This is a genomic window from Pseudomonas sp. BNK-44-b (assembly GCF_047456245.1).
GTDB classification, from domain to species: Bacteria; Pseudomonadota; Gammaproteobacteria; order Pseudomonadales; family Pseudomonadaceae; genus Aquipseudomonas; species Aquipseudomonas machongensis.
In genome coordinates, this window is record NZ_CP179908.1 from 2,121,414 (window position 1) to 2,137,174 (window position 15,761).

Here is a 15,761-nt window from a genome sequence, read left to right on the forward strand (position 1 = left end):
ACGATGCGCCTGGGCCTGGTGCTGGGTGACCAGCTGTCGTTCGACCTGGCGAGCCTGAGCGCTCTCGATCCTGCCCGGGACGCTATCTTGATGGCGGAGGTGGAGGGTGAGGCCCGGTACGTGCCGCACCATCCACTGAAGATCGTTCTGATCTTCAGCGCCATGCGGCACTTCGCTCGCTGCCTGCGCGAGCGGGGTTGGCAAGTGCACTATGTCGAGCTCGATGCGGCAGGCAACAGCGGCAGCATCGTTGGCGAGTTGTGTCGCTGGCAGCAGGCCTTGGGCGCTACGCAGATCCACCTGACCGAGTGCGGCGAGTGGCGTCTGGAGCAGGCATTGCGTGATGCCGGGTTGCCGCTGGTGTGGCACCGTGACCGGCGTTTTCTGTGCTCGCGCGAAGCCTTTGCGCGCTGGGCCGGCGAGCGGCGCCAACTGCGCATGGAGCACTTCTACCGTGGCATGCGCAAGCGTACCGGCCTGCTGATGGAGCTCGATGGCAGCCCGGCAGGTGGGGCCTGGAATTTCGATGCCGACAATCGCAAGCCGTTGCCGCGTCAGCTACGTGGCCCATTCGCTGCGCATTTTGCGCAAGACGAGATCACAGCAGCGGTACAGGCGCTGGTAGGGCAGCGCTTCAGCGATCACTACGGGGCCTCCGACGGCTTCGACTATCCAGTAACCCATGCCCAGGCCCAGCAGCTCTGGAAACACTTTCTGGAGTTTGGCCTGGCGGCTTTCGGGGACTACCAGGATGCGATGGCCGAGGGCGAGCCTTACCTGTTTCATGCACGCATCAGTGCGGCGCTCAACATCGGGCTACTGGATGTGCGTTGCCTGTGTGACGACGTCGACAGGGCGTGGCGCGAGCGGCGAGTGCCGCTCAATGCAGCCGAGGGGTTCATCCGCCAGTTGATAGGCTGGCGCGAGTATGTGCGCGGGATCTACTGGCTGCGCATGCCGGAATATGCCGGGCTCAATCACCTGGGCAACGAGCGCGCGTTGCCGGAATTCTACTGGACCGGGCAAACCCGTATGCGCTGCATGGCGCAAGCCATCGGGCAGACCTTGCGGCTGGGCTACGCACACCATATCCAACGGCTGATGATCACCGGCAACTTCGCCTTGCTGGCCGGTATCGTGCCAACGGCGATTTGTGAGTGGTACCTGGCGGTCTACATGGACGCCTTCGACTGGGTCGAGCTGCCCAACACGCTTGGCATGGTGATGCATGCCGACGGTGGCTACCTGGGCTCCAAGCCCTATTGTGCGAGTGGTCGGTACATCCAGCGCATGTCCGACCATTGCGCGTCCTGCAGTTACAGGGTTGGTCAGGTAACCGAGGAGGATGCTTGCCCGTTCAATGCTCTGTACTGGCATTTTCTCATTCGCCATCGCACCTTGCTGTCGGCTAACCCGCGGCTGGCTCTGGCCTATCGTGGGCTCGATGGCATGTCGGCCAGCCGTCGCGATGCCGTGTGGCAACGCGGCCAGTCGTTGTTGGCGCGACTGGATGCCGGGCAGGCAATATGAAGAAGAGCCTGTTGCCCAGCAAAGTCTGTGTGGTGTGCGGCCGGCCGTTCAACTGGCGCAAGCGCTGGGCGCGCTGCTGGGAAGAGGTGCGCTATTGCTCTGAGCGATGCCGCAGGTCAGCGCCACGCCGCCAGGCGCAAGAGCAGGGGCAAGGTGAAGGCCCAGATGGGCGCCAGTAGCAGGCCGGTTTCCAGCGTGCCCAACGGCAATCCCACCCCGGCCAGCCTGGCGCCCGCCAGGTAAGCCAGTGGGCCGCCGATCGCGCCTAGCAGTGCACCAAGCCGCCAGTCCCTGGCGATCCATGCCAGGCTGTGGCGCATGCCACTGGCCAGCACCAGCCACAGCAGCGCCAGCCACAGTGGCAGCGGCCAGGCATCGAACGCGAATACCCCCAGCGCTCCCAGCACCGTATCGAGCAGGCAGCCGGCCAAGGTAACGCGCCACAGCGCCTTGAACTCGCCGCTGACGTCCCGGCGCAGGCGCAGGTGCACGCCCAGGCCGAGGATCACCAGCAGCAAGAGCCAGGGCCGTTCGGCACCCAGTACGCAGGCCCACCAGCCAACCTGCAACCAAAGGGCATTGGCGACCAGCCTGCCGCCGTGCATCAGGCAAGGCCTGGCAAGGGCGCACGACGTGCCTGGGGCGCGGCCAACAGCAGGTGGGCAACGCCGATGGCGCGCTCCTCGAAGCCGCCTTGGCAGTAGCACAAGTAGAATTCCCAAAGGCGCTGGAACATGTCGTCGTAGCCCAGGTCGGCCAGCGCTGTGCGTGCCTGGCGCAGATTTTCCCGCCAATGCTGCAGGGTGAGGGCGTAGTCCTGGCCGAAATCTTCCATATGTACAAGGTTCAGCGCGGTGTGCCGGCTGGCGGTATCGAGCATCACGCTCAGCGAAGGCAGGGCGCCTCCGGGGAAAATGTAGCGCTGGATGAAGTCCACCGAGCGCCGTGCCTGGTCGTAACGTTGGTCGCGAATGGTGATGGCTTGCAGCAGCATCAGGCCATCGGGCTTGAGCAGCGCGGCGCACTGGCGGAAGTACACCGGCAGATAACGATGGCCTACCGCCTCGATCATCTCGATCGAAACCAATTTGTCGAAACGGCCTTCCAGGTCGCGGTAGTCCTCGCGAAGTACCGTTATGCGCTGCTCCAGGCCCAGCGCCCGAACGCGGTCCAGGGTATGGCTGTACTGCGCTTCGGAGAGCGTGGTGGTGGTGACCTTGCAGCCGTATCGGGTGGCGGCGTGAATCGCCAGGGAGCCCCAACCGCAGCCAATTTCCAGCAGGTGATCGTCAGGGCATAGCTCAAGTTTCTGGCAGATACGCTCCAGCTTGTGCACCTGTGCGTGTTCCAGTGTCTGCCCGGGATGCTCGAACTGGGCTGCCGAATACATCATGGTGGGGTCCAGTAGTCGCTCGAACAGGGCGTTGCCGAGGTCGTAGTGCGCCAGAATGTTACGCCGGGAACCGCGCTTGCTATTGCGGTTGAGCTGGTGCAACAGCCGCAGGGCAGGGCGGCCGAGGCGTGCCAGGCCGCCCTCGAGCGCGTCGAGCACTTCAAGGTTGGCGACGAACAGGCGCGTCACCCGTGCAAGGTCCGGGCTGCGCCAGTAGCCGTGAATATAGGCTTCGCCGGCACCGATCGAGCCATTGCCGGCGATCAGGCTCCAGGTGGCGTCATCGAGCACCTCCACTTCGGCCTGCAACGGGCTCTCGGCATCGCCAAAACTCCACTGCTGGCCGTGGCACAGCAGGCGCAAGTGACCGTGGCGCAGCTTGCCCATCCGGGCGAGTACGGCGCTTCGTGCCAGACCGCCGAGCAACGGCGCAAGGCCGGCGAACTTGCTAACGCTCAGGGTGTGATTCGACATCATTCGTGTCCTCGCAGGAGTGGCCGAGCGCCAAGTGATTCTGGCGGGCAGTGTGGTCATGGATGGGGGTGCGTTTGAACAGCAGGCGCAGTGCTTGCCAGTAGATAGCCGAGAGGGTGCGCAGGCTCATCCACGGGAAGGCCAGGATGTATCGATGCAGACTGGTGCGGTCCAAAGGCTGGCGCTGCAAGGCGAGGTCTGCCTTGAACACCGTGCGCTCGTGTTGGTGGTTCTCCATGTGGATACGTATATGTTGCGCATTCAGGGAGAAGTTAAAGCGATAGTCCATGTCCAGTGGCATGAACGGCGACACATGGAAGGCCTTGGCCACCTTGAAGGGTGTGCCGAGGTTGTCGTGGACCGGCAGCACGTAGTGGAAGCGTTCACGCCAGGGGGTGTTTCGTACTTCCAGCAGGATCGCCGCCAGGTTCGCGTCCCGGTCATGGCAGAAATAGAAACTCACCGGGTTGAACGACAGCCCCCAGCAGCGCAATTGCGTGAGCAGGTGGACCGGGCCTTCGGGCATATGCCCCGTGGCTTGGTGGACGATCAAGCGCGCGGCCTGTGCCAACGTGTGTCCCTGCTGGGTCAGCGCTGGCAGGTAGTCGGTCTGGCGAAAGCTGAGCGGTGCCAGTCGCCAGCGCCCTAGCCAGCGTGACAGGCTCATCAGCCAGGTTTGCTCGTCCAGATCCAGGTAGAACATGCCTGTTCGATAGCGGAACGCGTGGGCGCGCGGCGTCAGGCGATGGTGGCTGATCCAGCCCAGGCAAAGGCTGCTGTTCACAGTTGCACCCCGAAATGCGCGGCCACCTTCAGCGCACTGACCACACCGTCCTCGTGAAAGCCATTTCCCCAGTAGGCACCACAGAAGTAGCTGTGCTGCTGACCTTGCAGCTCTGACTGCCGAGCCTGCGCCGCGGATGCCGCGAGGCTGTATTGAGGATGGGCGTACTGAAAGCGGGCAATCACCTGCGCAGGGTCTATCAATGCGGTCTGGTTGAGGCTCACGCAGAAGGTGGTCGGTGCCTGAATACCTTGCAGGATATTCATGTTGTAGGTCAGCGCGGCGGGAGCCTGCTGTGGGCCTCCCAGGCGGTAGTTCCAGCTCGCCCAGGCGCGCTTGCGGCGCGGCAGCAGGCGGGTGTCGGTGTGCAGTACGACGTCGTTACTGGCGTAGCCGATGGCCCCGAGCACGGCACGCTCCTGTGCGCTGGGGCTTTCCAGCATTGCCAGGGCCTGGTCGCTATGGCAGGCAAACACCACATTGTCGAAGCGTTCGGTGCCGGCCGCGCTCACCACGGTTACCCCACCTTCGTCGCGGCTGACCCGGTGAACCTTGCAGTCAAGGCGGATGTGCTCAGCGAAGGGGCGGCACAGTGGCGCGATGTAGCTGCTCGAACCACCGTTGATGACCCGCCACTGTGGACGGTGGTTGACCGACAGCAAGCCGTGGTTGCGACAGAAGCGGACGAAGAACGCGAGGGGGAAGTGGAGCATGTCGGCGCGGGACATCGACCAGATGGCCGATCCCATCGGCACGATGTAGTGGTCGATGAAGCGCTGCCCATAGCCCTGTGCCTGAAGGTAGCTACCCAGCGTGGTGCTGGCATCGATACGCTGGTTGTCCAGGTCGGACAGTGCCTGGCGGTTGAAGCGCAGAATATCCCGCAGCATTCCCCAGAACCCTGGAGAAATCAGGTTGCGGCGTTGTGCGAACAGTGTGTTCAGGTCGTGGCCGTTGTACTCGAGGCCTGTGGCCGGGTCATGCACGGAAAAACTCATTTCGGTGGGCTGTGAGGTGACCTTGAGCTGGTCGAGCAGTCGAATGAAGTTGGGGTAGGTCCAGTCGTTGAACACGATGAAGCCGGTGTCTATTGCATGGCGCTGGCCCTTCCAGAGCACATCGAGGGTGTGGGTGTGGCCACCGATCCAGCGCTCGGCTTCGAAAACCGTGACCTGGTGGTTGCGTGACAGCAGATGGGCGCAGGTCAGCCCGGCGATGCCGCTGCCGATGATTGCTATACGCATGAATCAACCTTCCTGTTCATGACGGGCGAGGCGTTGCCCCAGGGCCAGACGCAGGCGCGCAGGTAGCGCACCGAGCAGGCGCAGTACACAGGTGAAAAGACCGGGGAAGTTGATTTCCACGGGGCGGTGGGGCAAGCGCCTGGCGATGTGTCGGGCGGCGCGCTGCGCACTCCACAGCTGCGGCATAGGGAAATCGTTGCGGCGTGTCAAAGGTGTGTCGACAAAGCCAGGGCTGATCAAGGTGACTGCGATACCTTCGCGAGCCAGGTCGATCCGCTGTGACTCCATCAAGTAGCGCACCGCTGCCTTGGAGGCGCCGTAGGCACCGGCGCGGGGCAACGCCAGCCAGGTCACCGAACTGCCCATCACCACCAGGTGAGGGCGCTCGCCCTTGCGAAGCAGGGGCAGTGCCGATGCCAGGCAATAGGCGACACTGAGCAGGTTGGTGCGCATCACGCGCTCGACCAGCGCCGGATCGAACTGCCCCGGCTCCAGGTATTCGCAGGTGCCGGCATTGAAAATGGCCATGTCCAGCCCGCCCCAGGCCTGCTCGATCCGCGCGGCGATCGCGGCGATATCCTCAGGGTTGCCAAGATCGCCGATGGCCAGCAGTACCTGCCCAGGAAACTGTTCGGCCAGGGGTGCAAGGCGATCGGCCTGGCGTGCGCCCAGGGCCACTTGATGGCCTTGCTCCAGCAGGATGCGAGCGAGCTCGGCACCGATACCGCTGCTGGCGCCGGTCAACCAGCAGCGGCTCATGCCAGCCTGCCTTTGAGCCAGCGAATGGCGCCGCCCATGATGGGAAGGTGTTCATAAATGAGGGCGCCGGCGTCGAAATAGTCCTGGTGAAAATGCACACGGTCGCGCCAGTGCAGGCAACTGCAACCTTGCAACGAGATCTGCCGCCCGCTGGCCAGGCGTGGGTGGCGGAACTGCAGGGTCCAGCGCAGGTAACCCTGTCCGGGACTCACTTCGTCGGCGCTGAGAAAGGCATAGCGGATATCGGTGGCGTTGGCGTACAGCTGCTCGAAATAGGCTCGCAGCGCCGGCAGGCCCTGTATGTGGTGCAGAGGGTCGCGAAAAGTGATGTCTTCGCTGTACAGGTTTTCCAGCGTGCCGAGGTTAGCCCCATCGAGGCTGGCGAAGCGCTCGGCGAATTGCTGTAGGTATGCTGACATGTGGGCTCCAGGAAATCCTGTACAAAATATATTTGTTGTACAGGTATAGCTGAAGCGCCGAGATTAATCTATACAGAATGAGGGCTGTGTATAGCTTTTTTTTAGCGCTCGTCCTGGCCGAGCTGGCGGCGCAAGCGGGCCACTTCGGCCTCGAGCTCGCGCACCTTTTCTTCGGCGCAAACCTGCGCTGTCACATCGCGCTGGATGCCGATGTAGTAGGTCAGCTGGTCTGCCTCGTTGTACACGGGCGAGATGGATAATTCGTTCCAGAACAGGCTTCCATCCTTGCGATAGTTGCGTAGCACCTCGCGGCAGGGGCGGCCTTCACGGATCGCATCGCGGATGCTTGCGAGGCCTTCCTGGTCATGATTCTCGCCCTGCAGAAAACGGCAATCCTGATAGAGGATGTCGTCGGCGTAATAGCCGGTCAGGTGCTCGAAAGCGGGGTTGACGTAGATGAGGATGCTGTCGTTGCCCTCTTGCTCGGCAACGACGATGCCATCGTTCGAATGCTCGACCATCAGTTGAAGGAGTTTCGCGGTGATCATAGGGCCCACCTACAGGCGTTTTATATGCGAGATGCGCAGATTGCTTCTGTGTGGAAGACCTCGGCGCCGTTGTCTGCATGATGGACCATGGAGGCTCGCCGCAGAAAGTCCATATGAGTTTAGAATGCTCGATCTCCCGGATATTCTCTGATTATGACTAACACCACCCCACCCAATTTGCTACCCATGCGCGATGTGGTCAGCTTGACCGGCATCAACCCGGTCACGTTGCGCGCTTGGGAGCGGCGCCATGGGTTGATACGCCCGCAGCGCACCGAGGGCGGCCATCGCTTGTACACCGCCCGGGATGTGCAACGCATACGCGACATCCTGCGCTGGACTGCCAACGGCCTGCCTATCAGCAAGGTCGGCGACAGGCTCACCGGCCGGCCTGAGGCGCCAGTGCAGCAGGCCTCGGCCTTCGACGAATGGCGAGACGCTGTGGTGCGTGCATCCGAGGCATTCGATGCACAGGCGTTGGAGGGGATTCATGGCCAGTTGTTCACCCTGTTCCCCAAGACCTCCGTGCTGCGCGAAGTGCTGATGCCGGTTTGGTATGAGTTGGCTTCAGGGGCTGCTCCAGGCCGGCGTAGCCAATGGCTGTTTCTCGATACGTTCCTGCGTGCCCGCTTGCTGGCGCGTCTGCACTTGAATCAGATCCCCGCGCCGCGGGTGCTGCTGGCAAGCACCGAGGGGCTGGCTGAATTCGAGGTGCTGTGCGCTGGGCTGATGTTGAGCAGCGAGCAACAGCGCATCGACGTATTGGGCTGCGGACAGTCGTTGGAAGAGTTGCCGTTGCTCTGCACCGCCATGCAGCCTGCGGCTCTGGTGATAAAAGTCCAGGCGCCGGTGAGCCCCGCCTTGGCCAGGCGCTTGCGTACCTTGCAGATGGACATTGCCTGCCCGCTGGCCTTGGTTGGCGAGGGGTTGGCTGATTCGCTGCATGCGTTGAGCGGAATCCCGTTATGCCTGCTGGACGAGGGAGGCGTTGACGCTGCGCGCAGGCTGAGTGCGTTGCACCGTGGCGCGCTTGACCTTTAGCGGGTCTGGGCTCCAAACATGGAACTTTGCCCCATGGATTGGCTTCCCTTGTTCAAAGGCCAAGCTGAGGAGAGCAGCATGAAAAAAGAGACCCAGACTCAAAAGCCGGGGGCGCAGACCGGGACTCAGGGGGAGGAGGAGCGAGACAACGACGCCCATCGTCCGGACGGATCTACCGGTACGTCACATGACTCGACGGCGCAGAAAACGGCCCGTGATCATGGTCAGCACAAACGCTGAAACTGCCACCCGACAGGGTTGAGGCTCACTACGTTGGCGAGCCGCTGGGGCGGGGCAGGGAAATCGCAGGTGAGACGTCAATTCAATGGAATTCTCGGTCCCATCGCCTGTTCTACCGGACTCAGCTCCTGGCTCATCTCGTAGCTCGGACCCCACTTTCCGGAGCAGCGAATGCCTCGAATCATTACCCCAACCACCCCTGAACACGAGATCAACGAGCACAATGCGAGGATGTTTGGCTCTCCCAAGGAGCGCCTGGACTTCTACCGCCGCGAGATCCAGTACGAAACCAGCATCCTGGCCAATCGCACGGATGCCTACCTGGCGGCGCAATCTTTCCTGGTCATCGCGTTCGTTTCTTCCATGGGCAACCTCAATCAAGGGTGGGGCGAAATGTTCACCCTGATCGTGCCGGCGTTCCTTGCCTTGCTCGGGGTATTGAGCTCGCTCAACGCCTGGCCTGGCATCCGGGCTGCGTACAACATCATCGATCACTGGCAGCTCAAGCAAAGCCACCTGCTGCGCAGCGAGCCGTTGATGGGGTTGGCCTACGACGAGTCGCCGCTGTTCTCCGAGGCAGAGACCTCTCGTGCAGGGCATCGAAAATCACTGCTGTTTTCGTTACGCACGCCGTGGATCTTTCTGGTCTTCTGGGTGCTGCTGGGTAGCTACTCGGTCTACATCCAACTGGCCTGAGCGCGTCGATCCTGGACGTTCGGTTCGAGCATCCAGGGCTCGACGCGGGCTCAGCGGGCGAGGTGTGCCGTAGCGCCAACCTCAGTAACGTCAGCCTTTGCTGTGCTCGTCAGAAGTGGGCCCGGTGCCTCGTTTGATGCCTCGTGGGCCAGCAACGCCCCAGATCCCCAGACCCACGAGCGGTAGCGCCAGGATCAGCAGGGCCCAGGCCGCTTTGACGGCATCCGTCTTGTCGCTCCTGAACACGCTGACGATTGCCCACAGGTCGATGAGTAGAAGAATTGCCGCCACGGCAATCCAGAAGTAACTGGCTAAACCGTTCATGACCTTGCCTCCTCTACACGTAGTCAGGGCCCAGGGTGCCCGCCGCAGCGCCTGGCACGAGGATGACCTTGCGGCAGTTGTCCTGCTTCTGATCGAAGATCTTGTATCCCATCGCCGCCTCCTCGAGCGCCAGGCGGTGGGTGACGATCAGTTCCGGTTGCAGGCGTCCTGCTTCGATGTGCTGCAGCAGTTCTGGCAGGTATTTCTGGACATGGGTCTGACCCATCTTGAAGGTGAGGCCCTTGTCGAAGGCGTCGCCGAACATGAAGGCGTGGATGAAGCCGGCGTACACACCGGGGACGCTGACAACCCCGCCACGGCGAACCGCAGCAATGCTCTGGCGTAGCGCCTTGCCACTGCTGCCTTCGATTTTCAGCGCTGTCATCACCGTTTCTGCAGTGCTGCCCTTGGCCTCGAAGCCGACCGCGTCGATCACGGCATCCACGCCGCGCATGCCGGGTGTCTGACGGATGATGCTGTCTGCAGGGTCGTCGTCCTGCTCGAAGTTGATGGGTATGACTCCGTAGGCCTCCTGGGCATACGCCAGGCGGTAATCGTTGTCGTCGACCATGAAGATGGTCTGGGCGCCGAGCATCCGCGCGCAGGCAGCACTCAACAAGCCCACTGGCCCGGCCCCGTAGATAGCCACTGACGAACCCTGGCCGATGTCGGCATTGATCACCGCCTGCCAGGCGGTCGGCAGAATGTCGGAAAGAAACAGCACCTTGTCATCGGCAAGGTTCGTGGGCACTTTGAACGGGCCGACATTACCTTTGGGCACCCTGACATAGTCGGCTTGGCCGCCAGGGATACCGCCATACAGATGGCTGTATCCGAACAGGGCAGCTCCTGGGGGAATGCCTTTTTTGTTGATGATCGCGCCGCGCCCGGTGTTGGTAGTCTCGCAAGCCGCGAACAGATCGTGCTGACAGAAGAAGCAACTGCCGCAGGCGATCACGAAGGGGATCACGACGCGATCGCCGATCTTCAGGTTGGTAACGGCACTGCCGGTGTCCTCGACGATACCCATGAACTCGTGCCCGAAAATATCGCCCGCTTCGGTTTGCGGGATTTTGCCTCGATAGAGGTGCAGATCGGAGCCGCAAATGGCGGTGGCGGTCACCTTGAGGATGATGTCGTCTTGTTCCTGGATGATGGGATCAGGGACGTTATCGACCCTGACGTCGTGTGCTCCGTGGTAGGTCAATGCTCTCATGAGTGTCTGCTCCTGCAAGTGCATGTTTGCGTGGTAGGTATGCAGGGGAAGCCATGACAGTCAGCAAAGTTCAGGTGAGTAAGTCCGGTGGTGCTAAATACTGACTCACTAAATAGCGGCTTCTGTTCGATCGGGGTAAGCGGGAACAGGCTGCATCCGGCCAGCACCAGCGGTCCCGATCCAATGCTCATTGGAACGTTGCGCGCAGGGCGGGCTCTCACAAAGAGGGGTACAACGAGGCCGTCATCATGAGCATCGAACGCAGCATTCCTGAACTTGAAGCCTGGTACGCACAGTACGACGACGTCAGTTACCGGCGCGAGTCGCCGGATGCCTACCACCATGAACTGGTTCGCACCGCCGAGGCGCTGCGTGACGATGGTGCCATCGACTGGGATGACTGGCTGGCGCTTAAGGCGTTGGCCGATCAGGCCCATGTCCGGGCACTGGAAGACGCCGTCCAGGCCCATGTGAACGACCCTGACGCATGAAAGCGCTGAAGATTGCCACCTTCAATATCAATGGCATCCGCAGCCGCCTGCCCGCGTTGTTGGCCTGGCTGGCGCGGGAGCAACCGGACATCGTCTGCCTGCAGGAATTGAAGGCGGCCGACCAACAGTTTCCTCGCGAGGCGCTTGAAGCGGCGGGTTATGGCTGCCTTTACCAAGGGCAACCCTCCTGGAACGGCGTTGCAATCCTGGGGCGCGATAGCGAACCACTGGAGGTCCGTCGTGGCCTGCCCGGCATGGAGGACGATGAGCAGAGCCGCTATCTCGAAGCTGCGGTGCATGGCGTGCTGGTGGGCTGTCTGTATCTGCCCAATGGCAACCCGCAACCCGGCCCGAAGTTCGAGTACAAATTGCGCTGGTTCGAGTGCCTGATCAAGCATGCCCAGGCACTGCATGGCAGCAGCCATCCCACGGTGCTGGCGGGCGATTTCAATGTCGTGCCGACTGATCTGGATATCTACAACCCACGTTCGTGGCTGAAGGACGCGCTGCTGCAACCTGAGTCACGGGCGTGTTTCGAGCAGTTGCTGGCGCAAGGCTGGGTCGATGCTGTTCGCCACCTGTACCCAGAGCAGCGCATCTACACGTTCTGGGATTATTTTCGCAATCACTGGGCACGCAATGCCGGACTGCGGATCGACCACTTGCTGCTCAATCCCGACCTCGCCCGCTATCTGAAACGGGCGGGTGTGGATGCCTGGGTACGCAACGAGGCCAAGGCCAGCGATCATGCGCCGGTCTGGATCGAACTGGGCAGGCGCCGCCAGCAACGTTAGCGGTCAGCGTTTCGGTCGATACCGTCGCTCAGATGACGATGTAGTCGCTGCGCTGCAACGTGCCTCGATGTTCGCCCTCGACCAGGTGCACGTAGCGACCGTCGACCAGGTCCACCGGCAGGCAGTCGTCGACATCCACCACTGTGTCGGTATGCGGCTTCAGCCAACCGGCTGCCATGCGTCGCTTGCCAATCTGCTTGGCGGCGGCCTTGTCGGTAGCCGTTACCAGCAAGTAGCGGTGATCCTCGCCAAACACGCCAGGTGCGTAGCCTCCCAGGTTCAGCAAGAACAAGCGCATGGCGCCGGGCGGTGGTGCGGCGTGGCCGAGCTCGACGCGATAGCCATCCACACCGTGGACTTCCAGCCAGGAATCGATGTGCAGGCCTTTGCGGCTGCCGAACCAGGCGCTGCGCAGCTGCGGGTAGGTCTGGTCGAGCGTGTCGGCGTGGGCGAAGACCACGTCGTGGACTTCGATGCTGGCCCGAGGATGTCTTCCTCCGAGCATGACTACGTAGAGCATGGGTGAGCCTGTGGTACGGGTCAGGGGGGCATATGTTGGCATAGCGCTTCGTTGATTGCTCGGCGGTATGCGCGCTTCGTCAAGTGATGCTCGCAGCATGCTGACGCCGCAACCATGTGTGCTCCCGCTCACAGTCGTCGACACTTGATTTGACGTAACCCTGTCAGGCAACTAGCTTTCCATGCCTACTTCCTCCGATGCGCTGCGTCTGGGCGATAACACTGACAAGGACTGTTGCGTCATGACCATTTCCCTCAAGCACGGGCTTGCGGCATTGCTCTGCTGCGGTGCAGTTACTGCACAAGCCGAACCTTCCTCGGTCGGCGACTACTGGCTCATCCACCAGCAAGGCGGCATGTACAAGAACGAAGCCTTCGTCGTCGATGGCGAGCCTGCCAATATCTTCCAGCGCCCGGGCGGTATCCGTTCGCTTGGGGTATTCAGGCTTTACGAAGAGGGCGCCAAGTCGACCATGACCGCCTATGACGTCGAGGTCGATTGCGCCAAAAATCGTGTGCGCCTCAAGGGTGCGCAGAACGTCGACAAGTTCTACAACGATATCCGGCCGGTGAAGGTCTCCACTCAGTGGCAGAAGAAGCCCGAGACGTGGTTGGCGCAGAGCCGTGACTTTCTTTGCCAGCCAAGCCAGCGCCAGGCCAAGTTCATGATTCCGATGGGCAAGATGCTGCCCACCCAGATGGTGGCGACCGCTCCAGGCCTGTTCCAGTTGCGTAACCGAGAGCATGGCAGGGACCTCATCCTGAAGATGGTCGATCAGGCCTTCGACCAGATGCCCGCCCGGAATGCACCTGCCAAGGAGGTGGTGCGATGAAAACACTGCTCTCGCTGATGATCACCGCACTGCTGCTCGTCGGCTGCTCTGCCATTCCGACCCTGCCCGAAGCCCAGGCCCGCAGTTACTGGAAGAACCGCCCGGTGGCCCAGGCGGTCGATCACTTCGGTACACCCAGCGAGATCGCGCTGGCACCGGAGAAGGACTGGGTGGTGCTGATCTATCGCCGCGACACCTCTTATGTGTCGCGTGAAGCGCTGGGTACCTACACCGGTCCGCAGAACGGCCAACTGGTGCATACCGAGTATTGGGGCGATGTGGTCAACTCGGCCAGCTGTGAAATCCGCGTGGCGGTCAATCGGGCCAGGCAGGTGGATTACCTGCTGACTCGGGGTCGCTGTGGTGGCATCAAGCTCACCCCCAGCGCCTGAGCAAGCCAGCTCGGGGCGCTCAGACCTGCTGCCTGAGCCGTTGCAACTGCCTCCTGGGACACAAGCTCGATGAGAAATTCCCTGCCAGCTTCATCAGGCTGGCAGGGAATGGCCCCATCAGGCGGCCCGCTGCTCGCCCTTGAGCAACTTTTTCTGGGTTTCCATGGTTTGCCCGAGCTGTTCCAGCATGTCTTTGCCAAGGAGTTTTTTGGCGGTCGGGAAGAGTTCGCCTTCTTCTTCCTCGATGTGATGCTCCAGCAGCTCTTTCATGACCTTGACCCGACCGGCAAACTCAACGGTGCCGGTGTCAGTGCCGAGAAGGTCAGGGATGACGAGGGAGTCGACAGTGCGGTGCTCCTCCTTGGCCTCGTAGTACATCTTCGCTTCTTCCTTGCCCCCGGCTTCCTTGATGGCCGGGTAGAGGATTTCCTCCTCGAGCGCCGTGTGAATCTGCAATTCCTGCTCGATTCTCTGCAGTAGCTCGGCACGTTTTTTCACGGCTCGCTCTGTGGTGGCGGACAGTTCTTCAAGAAGCTTCTTCACCAGCTTGTGATCCTGAATCAGCAAATCGATAGCGTTCATGGCGTTACCTCATCACGGGTTGAGAATACAAAACTTGCCTGGGGTTGAGTCACGGCGAAGCGGCGGGGTTCAACGTTCACGATGGGTGGCATAAGCGATCCGGGCACTGATCAGCGATGACCAGCGCTGCCCGATTAACAGCCAGGTGGATAAGGTCTTGTGATGGGGTGCCAAGTAGAAGGAATTTAGGCGTGGCGTGGAAATCATATGTCATGCGAGAGACATTGAATGCGCCAGATCCTTTCACCCACCCTCAACTGAACAAGAACAAAAGGGGGCTTACATGAGCTGTCTAATCTGCGCGGGTCAGGCTGAGTCCGTCGAATGCATCAGCGGTTGGGAGGAGCGGCGATGCTCCCGATGTGGTTGTTACCGGATGTCCCATTCACTCATTCTGATGATGATGGAAGAGGGGCAGATTTTCGATGCCGAACGTATGTGCGAGTGGTTGATGTCCCATCGCGACAGGATGCCCGTTCCCAGCATCGATCATGCCCAGGCGATATGGGTGCTTTAGTCGGCTGGAATGATCGAGATCTTGCCATTGCGCTCCACGATGGCAAATTTCACCTGCTCGATGTTCTCGATACCCTGGCTATCCCGCGCCGACTCAAGAATGTCGTCTTCCGTGAGGCGCGCGCGGCGCATTCGGTGATGCAGAAAGCGCCCGTTTTCGACGACCAGGGTAGCGTGCCCATCCAGAAGCCGCGCCAAGGGCTTGGAGTTGAGCTTCGCCAATGACAGCCCTACGTCGAGGACGATCAGCGTAGCAATCACCAGCATGGCGTTGGTGAACGAAAAATCCTCACCCAGCAGCGCCTGTTGAGTCGCCTCCCCAATAATCAGCAGCAAGACGAAGTCGAAGGTGGTCAAATCGGCCAGAGAGCGTCGTCCGGCTACGCGGAATAGCAGCATAAGGGCCAGGTACATCCCAGCTGCGCGGAGGATCGAATCCATGACGCACTCCTATGGGTAAAGGAATGTGGAGAAGTGGACAGCGCTTCGGGGGCCTGCCCTGACGACGCCCTCCAGGGTACCCACGTGATCACTTCGAAGCGTCAGGTACAAGGTGGCCACGCCGTCGTTGCGGGTACCCAGTTGCAGTAACAGGGCAGGTCCGTGCGACATCGAACGTTGCGGTTCCGGCTGCATGGTCTCGATACTGGCTGCGCGAAGTAAAGAGCCCTCGAGCTCTACCTCTACCGGCTGCCCAGGCTCGCCTCGAACAGTGATGTAGAGGTTGTCGGTCGTACCACTGCGACTGAGGCGCTGATACTCGACTTTGACACGACCATCCGGGCTGACCACCTCAGCATCGCTGAGCGGGCCGTTGCCGAACAGCCCTGCCAAGGCCAGCAGGACGACGATGACGAGCACATACCAGCCAACGCGCTCGAAGCGCCAGACGCGTTGCTGCATCGACATGTCTTCTTGAACAGGATTGCGTCTGGACGCCCATTCGTCTTCCGGCATGATCCCTTG

The 15,761-nt window shown here is 61.4% G+C and carries 22 protein-coding genes; 9 read left to right on the forward strand and 13 right to left on the reverse strand.

Translation table 11 applies throughout. The features are described from left to right. Window positions 1-3: 3 nt before the first annotated feature. A complete protein-coding gene (locus tag ACMGGG_RS09555) occupies window positions 4-1,530 on the forward strand; it encodes a cryptochrome/photolyase family protein (protein ID WP_063544634.1) in 1,527 nt (508 codons plus the stop codon). Next, window positions 1,527-1,709 carry a DUF2256 domain-containing protein gene (locus tag ACMGGG_RS09560; protein ID WP_081255232.1) on the forward strand — a complete coding sequence of 61 codons (183 nt, stop codon included), beginning with the start codon at window positions 1,527-1,529 and terminating at the stop codon, window positions 1,707-1,709. Before ACMGGG_RS09555 ends, ACMGGG_RS09560 begins: the two co-directional genes overlap by 4 nt. On the opposite strand, the gene ACMGGG_RS09565 is transcribed toward ACMGGG_RS09560, so the two are convergent. From ACMGGG_RS09565 to ACMGGG_RS09595, 7 genes are all read right to left on the reverse strand, one after another. After that, a complete protein-coding gene (locus ACMGGG_RS09565; RefSeq protein ID WP_414155351.1) occupies window positions 1,647-2,135 on the reverse strand; it encodes a DUF2878 domain-containing protein in 489 nt (162 codons plus the stop codon). The genes ACMGGG_RS09560 and ACMGGG_RS09565 overlap by 63 nt on opposite strands. Next, window positions 2,135-3,397, reverse strand: a complete 1,263-nt coding sequence (locus tag ACMGGG_RS09570; protein ID WP_414155352.1) for a class I SAM-dependent methyltransferase — start codon at window positions 3,395-3,397, stop codon at window positions 2,135-2,137. Before ACMGGG_RS09570 ends, ACMGGG_RS09565 begins: the two co-directional genes overlap by 1 nt. Then, on the reverse strand, window positions 3,372-4,181 hold the full coding sequence (locus tag ACMGGG_RS09575; protein WP_414155353.1) for a DUF1365 domain-containing protein: 810 nt from the start codon (window positions 4,179-4,181) through the stop codon (window positions 3,372-3,374). The genes ACMGGG_RS09570 and ACMGGG_RS09575 overlap by 26 nt, the downstream gene beginning before the upstream one ends. Beyond that, window positions 4,178-5,425: an NAD(P)/FAD-dependent oxidoreductase gene (locus tag ACMGGG_RS09580; protein ID WP_414155354.1), complete on the reverse strand. Its 1,248-nt coding sequence runs from the start codon at window positions 5,423-5,425 to the stop codon at window positions 4,178-4,180. Before ACMGGG_RS09580 ends, ACMGGG_RS09575 begins: the two co-directional genes overlap by 4 nt. 3 nt (window positions 5,426-5,428) lie before the next feature. Then, window positions 5,429-6,184, reverse strand: a complete 756-nt coding sequence (locus ACMGGG_RS09585; protein ID WP_054894647.1) for an SDR family NAD(P)-dependent oxidoreductase — start codon at window positions 6,182-6,184, stop codon at window positions 5,429-5,431. After that, window positions 6,181-6,603, reverse strand: coding sequence for a nuclear transport factor 2 family protein (locus ACMGGG_RS09590; RefSeq protein ID WP_054894648.1), 423 nt, complete (start codon window positions 6,601-6,603; stop codon window positions 6,181-6,183). Before ACMGGG_RS09590 ends, ACMGGG_RS09585 begins: the two co-directional genes overlap by 4 nt. 101 nt (window positions 6,604-6,704) lie before the next feature. Further along, the gene (locus tag ACMGGG_RS09595) at window positions 6,705-7,151 is read right to left on the reverse strand and encodes a PAS domain S-box protein (protein ID WP_414155355.1); all 447 of its coding nucleotides are present in this window, start codon (window positions 7,149-7,151) and stop codon (window positions 6,705-6,707) included. Window positions 7,152-7,304: 153 nt separating this feature from the next. Here ACMGGG_RS09595 and ACMGGG_RS09600 point away from each other — a divergent pair, with 153 nt between their 5' ends. From ACMGGG_RS09600 to ACMGGG_RS09610, 3 genes are all read left to right on the forward strand, one after another. After that, window positions 7,305-8,192: a MerR family transcriptional regulator gene (locus ACMGGG_RS09600; protein ID WP_414155356.1), complete on the forward strand. Its 888-nt coding sequence runs from the start codon at window positions 7,305-7,307 to the stop codon at window positions 8,190-8,192. 78 nt (window positions 8,193-8,270) lie between these two features. Continuing rightward, entirely contained in the window at window positions 8,271-8,432 is a 162-nt protein-coding gene (locus tag ACMGGG_RS09605; RefSeq protein ID WP_414155357.1) for a hypothetical protein, read from the forward strand. A gap of 171 nt (window positions 8,433-8,603) precedes the next feature. Beyond that, window positions 8,604-9,128 (forward strand): hypothetical protein, encoded by a 525-nt coding sequence (locus ACMGGG_RS09610; protein ID WP_054894651.1) that lies wholly within the window; start codon window positions 8,604-8,606, stop codon window positions 9,126-9,128. A 90-nt stretch (window positions 9,129-9,218) separates the two neighbouring features. Here the strand turns inward: ACMGGG_RS09610 and ACMGGG_RS09615 are convergent, their stop codons facing one another. Together ACMGGG_RS09615 and ACMGGG_RS09620 are read right to left on the reverse strand one after the other, a co-directional pair. Next, on the reverse strand, window positions 9,219-9,452 hold the full coding sequence (locus tag ACMGGG_RS09615) for a PLDc N-terminal domain-containing protein (RefSeq protein ID WP_054894652.1): 234 nt from the start codon (window positions 9,450-9,452) through the stop codon (window positions 9,219-9,221). A gap of 13 nt (window positions 9,453-9,465) precedes the next feature. Continuing rightward, the gene (locus ACMGGG_RS09620) at window positions 9,466-10,668 is read right to left on the reverse strand and encodes a zinc-dependent alcohol dehydrogenase (RefSeq protein WP_414155358.1); all 1,203 of its coding nucleotides are present in this window, start codon (window positions 10,666-10,668) and stop codon (window positions 9,466-9,468) included. 248 nt (window positions 10,669-10,916) lie between these two features. Between ACMGGG_RS09620 and ACMGGG_RS09625 the strand changes: the two genes are divergently transcribed. Beyond that, complete coding sequence (locus ACMGGG_RS09625; protein WP_054894654.1) at window positions 10,917-11,159, forward strand: hypothetical protein; 243 nt, start codon at window positions 10,917-10,919, stop codon at window positions 11,157-11,159. Then, entirely contained in the window at window positions 11,156-11,953 is a 798-nt protein-coding gene (gene xth / locus ACMGGG_RS09630; protein WP_414155359.1) for an exodeoxyribonuclease III, read from the forward strand. Before ACMGGG_RS09625 ends, xth begins: the two co-directional genes overlap by 4 nt. A gap of 28 nt (window positions 11,954-11,981) precedes the next feature. Here the strand turns inward: xth and ACMGGG_RS09635 are convergent, their stop codons facing one another. Further along, window positions 11,982-12,473, reverse strand: a complete 492-nt coding sequence (locus ACMGGG_RS09635) for a DUF1543 domain-containing protein (RefSeq protein ID WP_414155360.1) — start codon at window positions 12,471-12,473, stop codon at window positions 11,982-11,984. A 241-nt stretch (window positions 12,474-12,714) separates the two neighbouring features. Here ACMGGG_RS09635 and ACMGGG_RS09640 point away from each other — a divergent pair, with 241 nt between their 5' ends. Beyond that, complete coding sequence (locus ACMGGG_RS09640) at window positions 12,715-13,305, forward strand: hypothetical protein (protein ID WP_414155361.1); 591 nt, start codon at window positions 12,715-12,717, stop codon at window positions 13,303-13,305. Then, window positions 13,302-13,697, forward strand: a complete 396-nt coding sequence (locus tag ACMGGG_RS09645) for a hypothetical protein (protein ID WP_063544660.1) — start codon at window positions 13,302-13,304, stop codon at window positions 13,695-13,697. The genes ACMGGG_RS09640 and ACMGGG_RS09645 overlap by 4 nt, the downstream gene beginning before the upstream one ends. Before the next feature lie 117 nt (window positions 13,698-13,814). Here ACMGGG_RS09645 and ACMGGG_RS09650 read toward each other — a convergent pair whose 3' ends face one another. From ACMGGG_RS09650 to ACMGGG_RS09660, 3 genes are all read right to left on the reverse strand, one after another. Then, window positions 13,815-14,279, reverse strand: coding sequence for a hemerythrin domain-containing protein (locus ACMGGG_RS09650; protein WP_054893723.1), 465 nt, complete (start codon window positions 14,277-14,279; stop codon window positions 13,815-13,817). Window positions 14,280-14,792: 513 nt separating this feature from the next. After that, window positions 14,793-15,236: a DUF421 domain-containing protein gene (locus tag ACMGGG_RS09655; RefSeq protein ID WP_414155362.1), complete on the reverse strand. Its 444-nt coding sequence runs from the start codon at window positions 15,234-15,236 to the stop codon at window positions 14,793-14,795. Between the two features lie 9 nt (window positions 15,237-15,245). Further along, entirely contained in the window at window positions 15,246-15,752 is a 507-nt protein-coding gene (locus ACMGGG_RS09660; RefSeq protein ID WP_204360760.1) for a hypothetical protein, read from the reverse strand. Between the last annotated feature and the right edge of the window lie 9 nt (window positions 15,753-15,761).

Bases quoted from the DNA above. Each gene is read 5' to 3' on its own strand.
- ACMGGG_RS09625 (WP_054894654.1), top strand. From the start codon at position 10,917: ATGAGCATCGAACGCAGCATTCCTGAACTTGAAGCCTGGTACGCACAG.
- ACMGGG_RS09645 (WP_063544660.1), top strand. From the start codon at position 13,302: ATGAAAACACTGCTCTCGCTGATGATCACCGCACTGCTGCTCGTCGGC.
- ACMGGG_RS09585 (WP_054894647.1), bottom strand. From the start codon at position 6,184: ATGAGCCGCTGCTGGTTGACCGGCGCCAGCAGCGGTATCGGTGCCGAG.
- ACMGGG_RS09660 (WP_204360760.1), bottom strand. From the start codon at position 15,752: ATGCCGGAAGACGAATGGGCGTCCAGACGCAATCCTGTTCAAGAAGAC.
- xth (WP_414155359.1), top strand. From the start codon at position 11,156: ATGAAAGCGCTGAAGATTGCCACCTTCAATATCAATGGCATCCGCAGC.
- ACMGGG_RS09610 (WP_054894651.1), top strand. From the start codon at position 8,604: ATGCCTCGAATCATTACCCCAACCACCCCTGAACACGAGATCAACGAG.
- ACMGGG_RS09655 (WP_414155362.1), bottom strand. From the start codon at position 15,236: ATGGATTCGATCCTCCGCGCAGCTGGGATGTACCTGGCCCTTATGCTG.
- ACMGGG_RS09570 (WP_414155352.1), bottom strand. From the start codon at position 3,397: ATGTCGAATCACACCCTGAGCGTTAGCAAGTTCGCCGGCCTTGCGCCG.
- ACMGGG_RS09565 (WP_414155351.1), bottom strand. From the start codon at position 2,135: ATGCACGGCGGCAGGCTGGTCGCCAATGCCCTTTGGTTGCAGGTTGGC.
- ACMGGG_RS09560 (WP_081255232.1), top strand. From the start codon at position 1,527: ATGAAGAAGAGCCTGTTGCCCAGCAAAGTCTGTGTGGTGTGCGGCCGG.
- ACMGGG_RS09605 (WP_414155357.1), top strand. From the start codon at position 8,271: ATGAAAAAAGAGACCCAGACTCAAAAGCCGGGGGCGCAGACCGGGACT.
- ACMGGG_RS09615 (WP_054894652.1), bottom strand. From the start codon at position 9,452: ATGAACGGTTTAGCCAGTTACTTCTGGATTGCCGTGGCGGCAATTCTT.
- ACMGGG_RS09650 (WP_054893723.1), bottom strand. From the start codon at position 14,279: ATGAACGCTATCGATTTGCTGATTCAGGATCACAAGCTGGTGAAGAAG.
- ACMGGG_RS09600 (WP_414155356.1), top strand. From the start codon at position 7,305: ATGACTAACACCACCCCACCCAATTTGCTACCCATGCGCGATGTGGTC.
- ACMGGG_RS09640 (WP_414155361.1), top strand. From the start codon at position 12,715: ATGACCATTTCCCTCAAGCACGGGCTTGCGGCATTGCTCTGCTGCGGT.
- ACMGGG_RS09580 (WP_414155354.1), bottom strand. From the start codon at position 5,425: ATGCGTATAGCAATCATCGGCAGCGGCATCGCCGGGCTGACCTGCGCC.
- ACMGGG_RS09595 (WP_414155355.1), bottom strand. From the start codon at position 7,151: ATGATCACCGCGAAACTCCTTCAACTGATGGTCGAGCATTCGAACGAT.
- ACMGGG_RS09590 (WP_054894648.1), bottom strand. From the start codon at position 6,603: ATGTCAGCATACCTACAGCAATTCGCCGAGCGCTTCGCCAGCCTCGAT.
- ACMGGG_RS09620 (WP_414155358.1), bottom strand. From the start codon at position 10,668: ATGAGAGCATTGACCTACCACGGAGCACACGACGTCAGGGTCGATAAC.
- ACMGGG_RS09635 (WP_414155360.1), bottom strand. From the start codon at position 12,473: ATGCTCTACGTAGTCATGCTCGGAGGAAGACATCCTCGGGCCAGCATC.
- ACMGGG_RS09555 (WP_063544634.1), top strand. From the start codon at position 4: ATGCGCCTGGGCCTGGTGCTGGGTGACCAGCTGTCGTTCGACCTGGCG.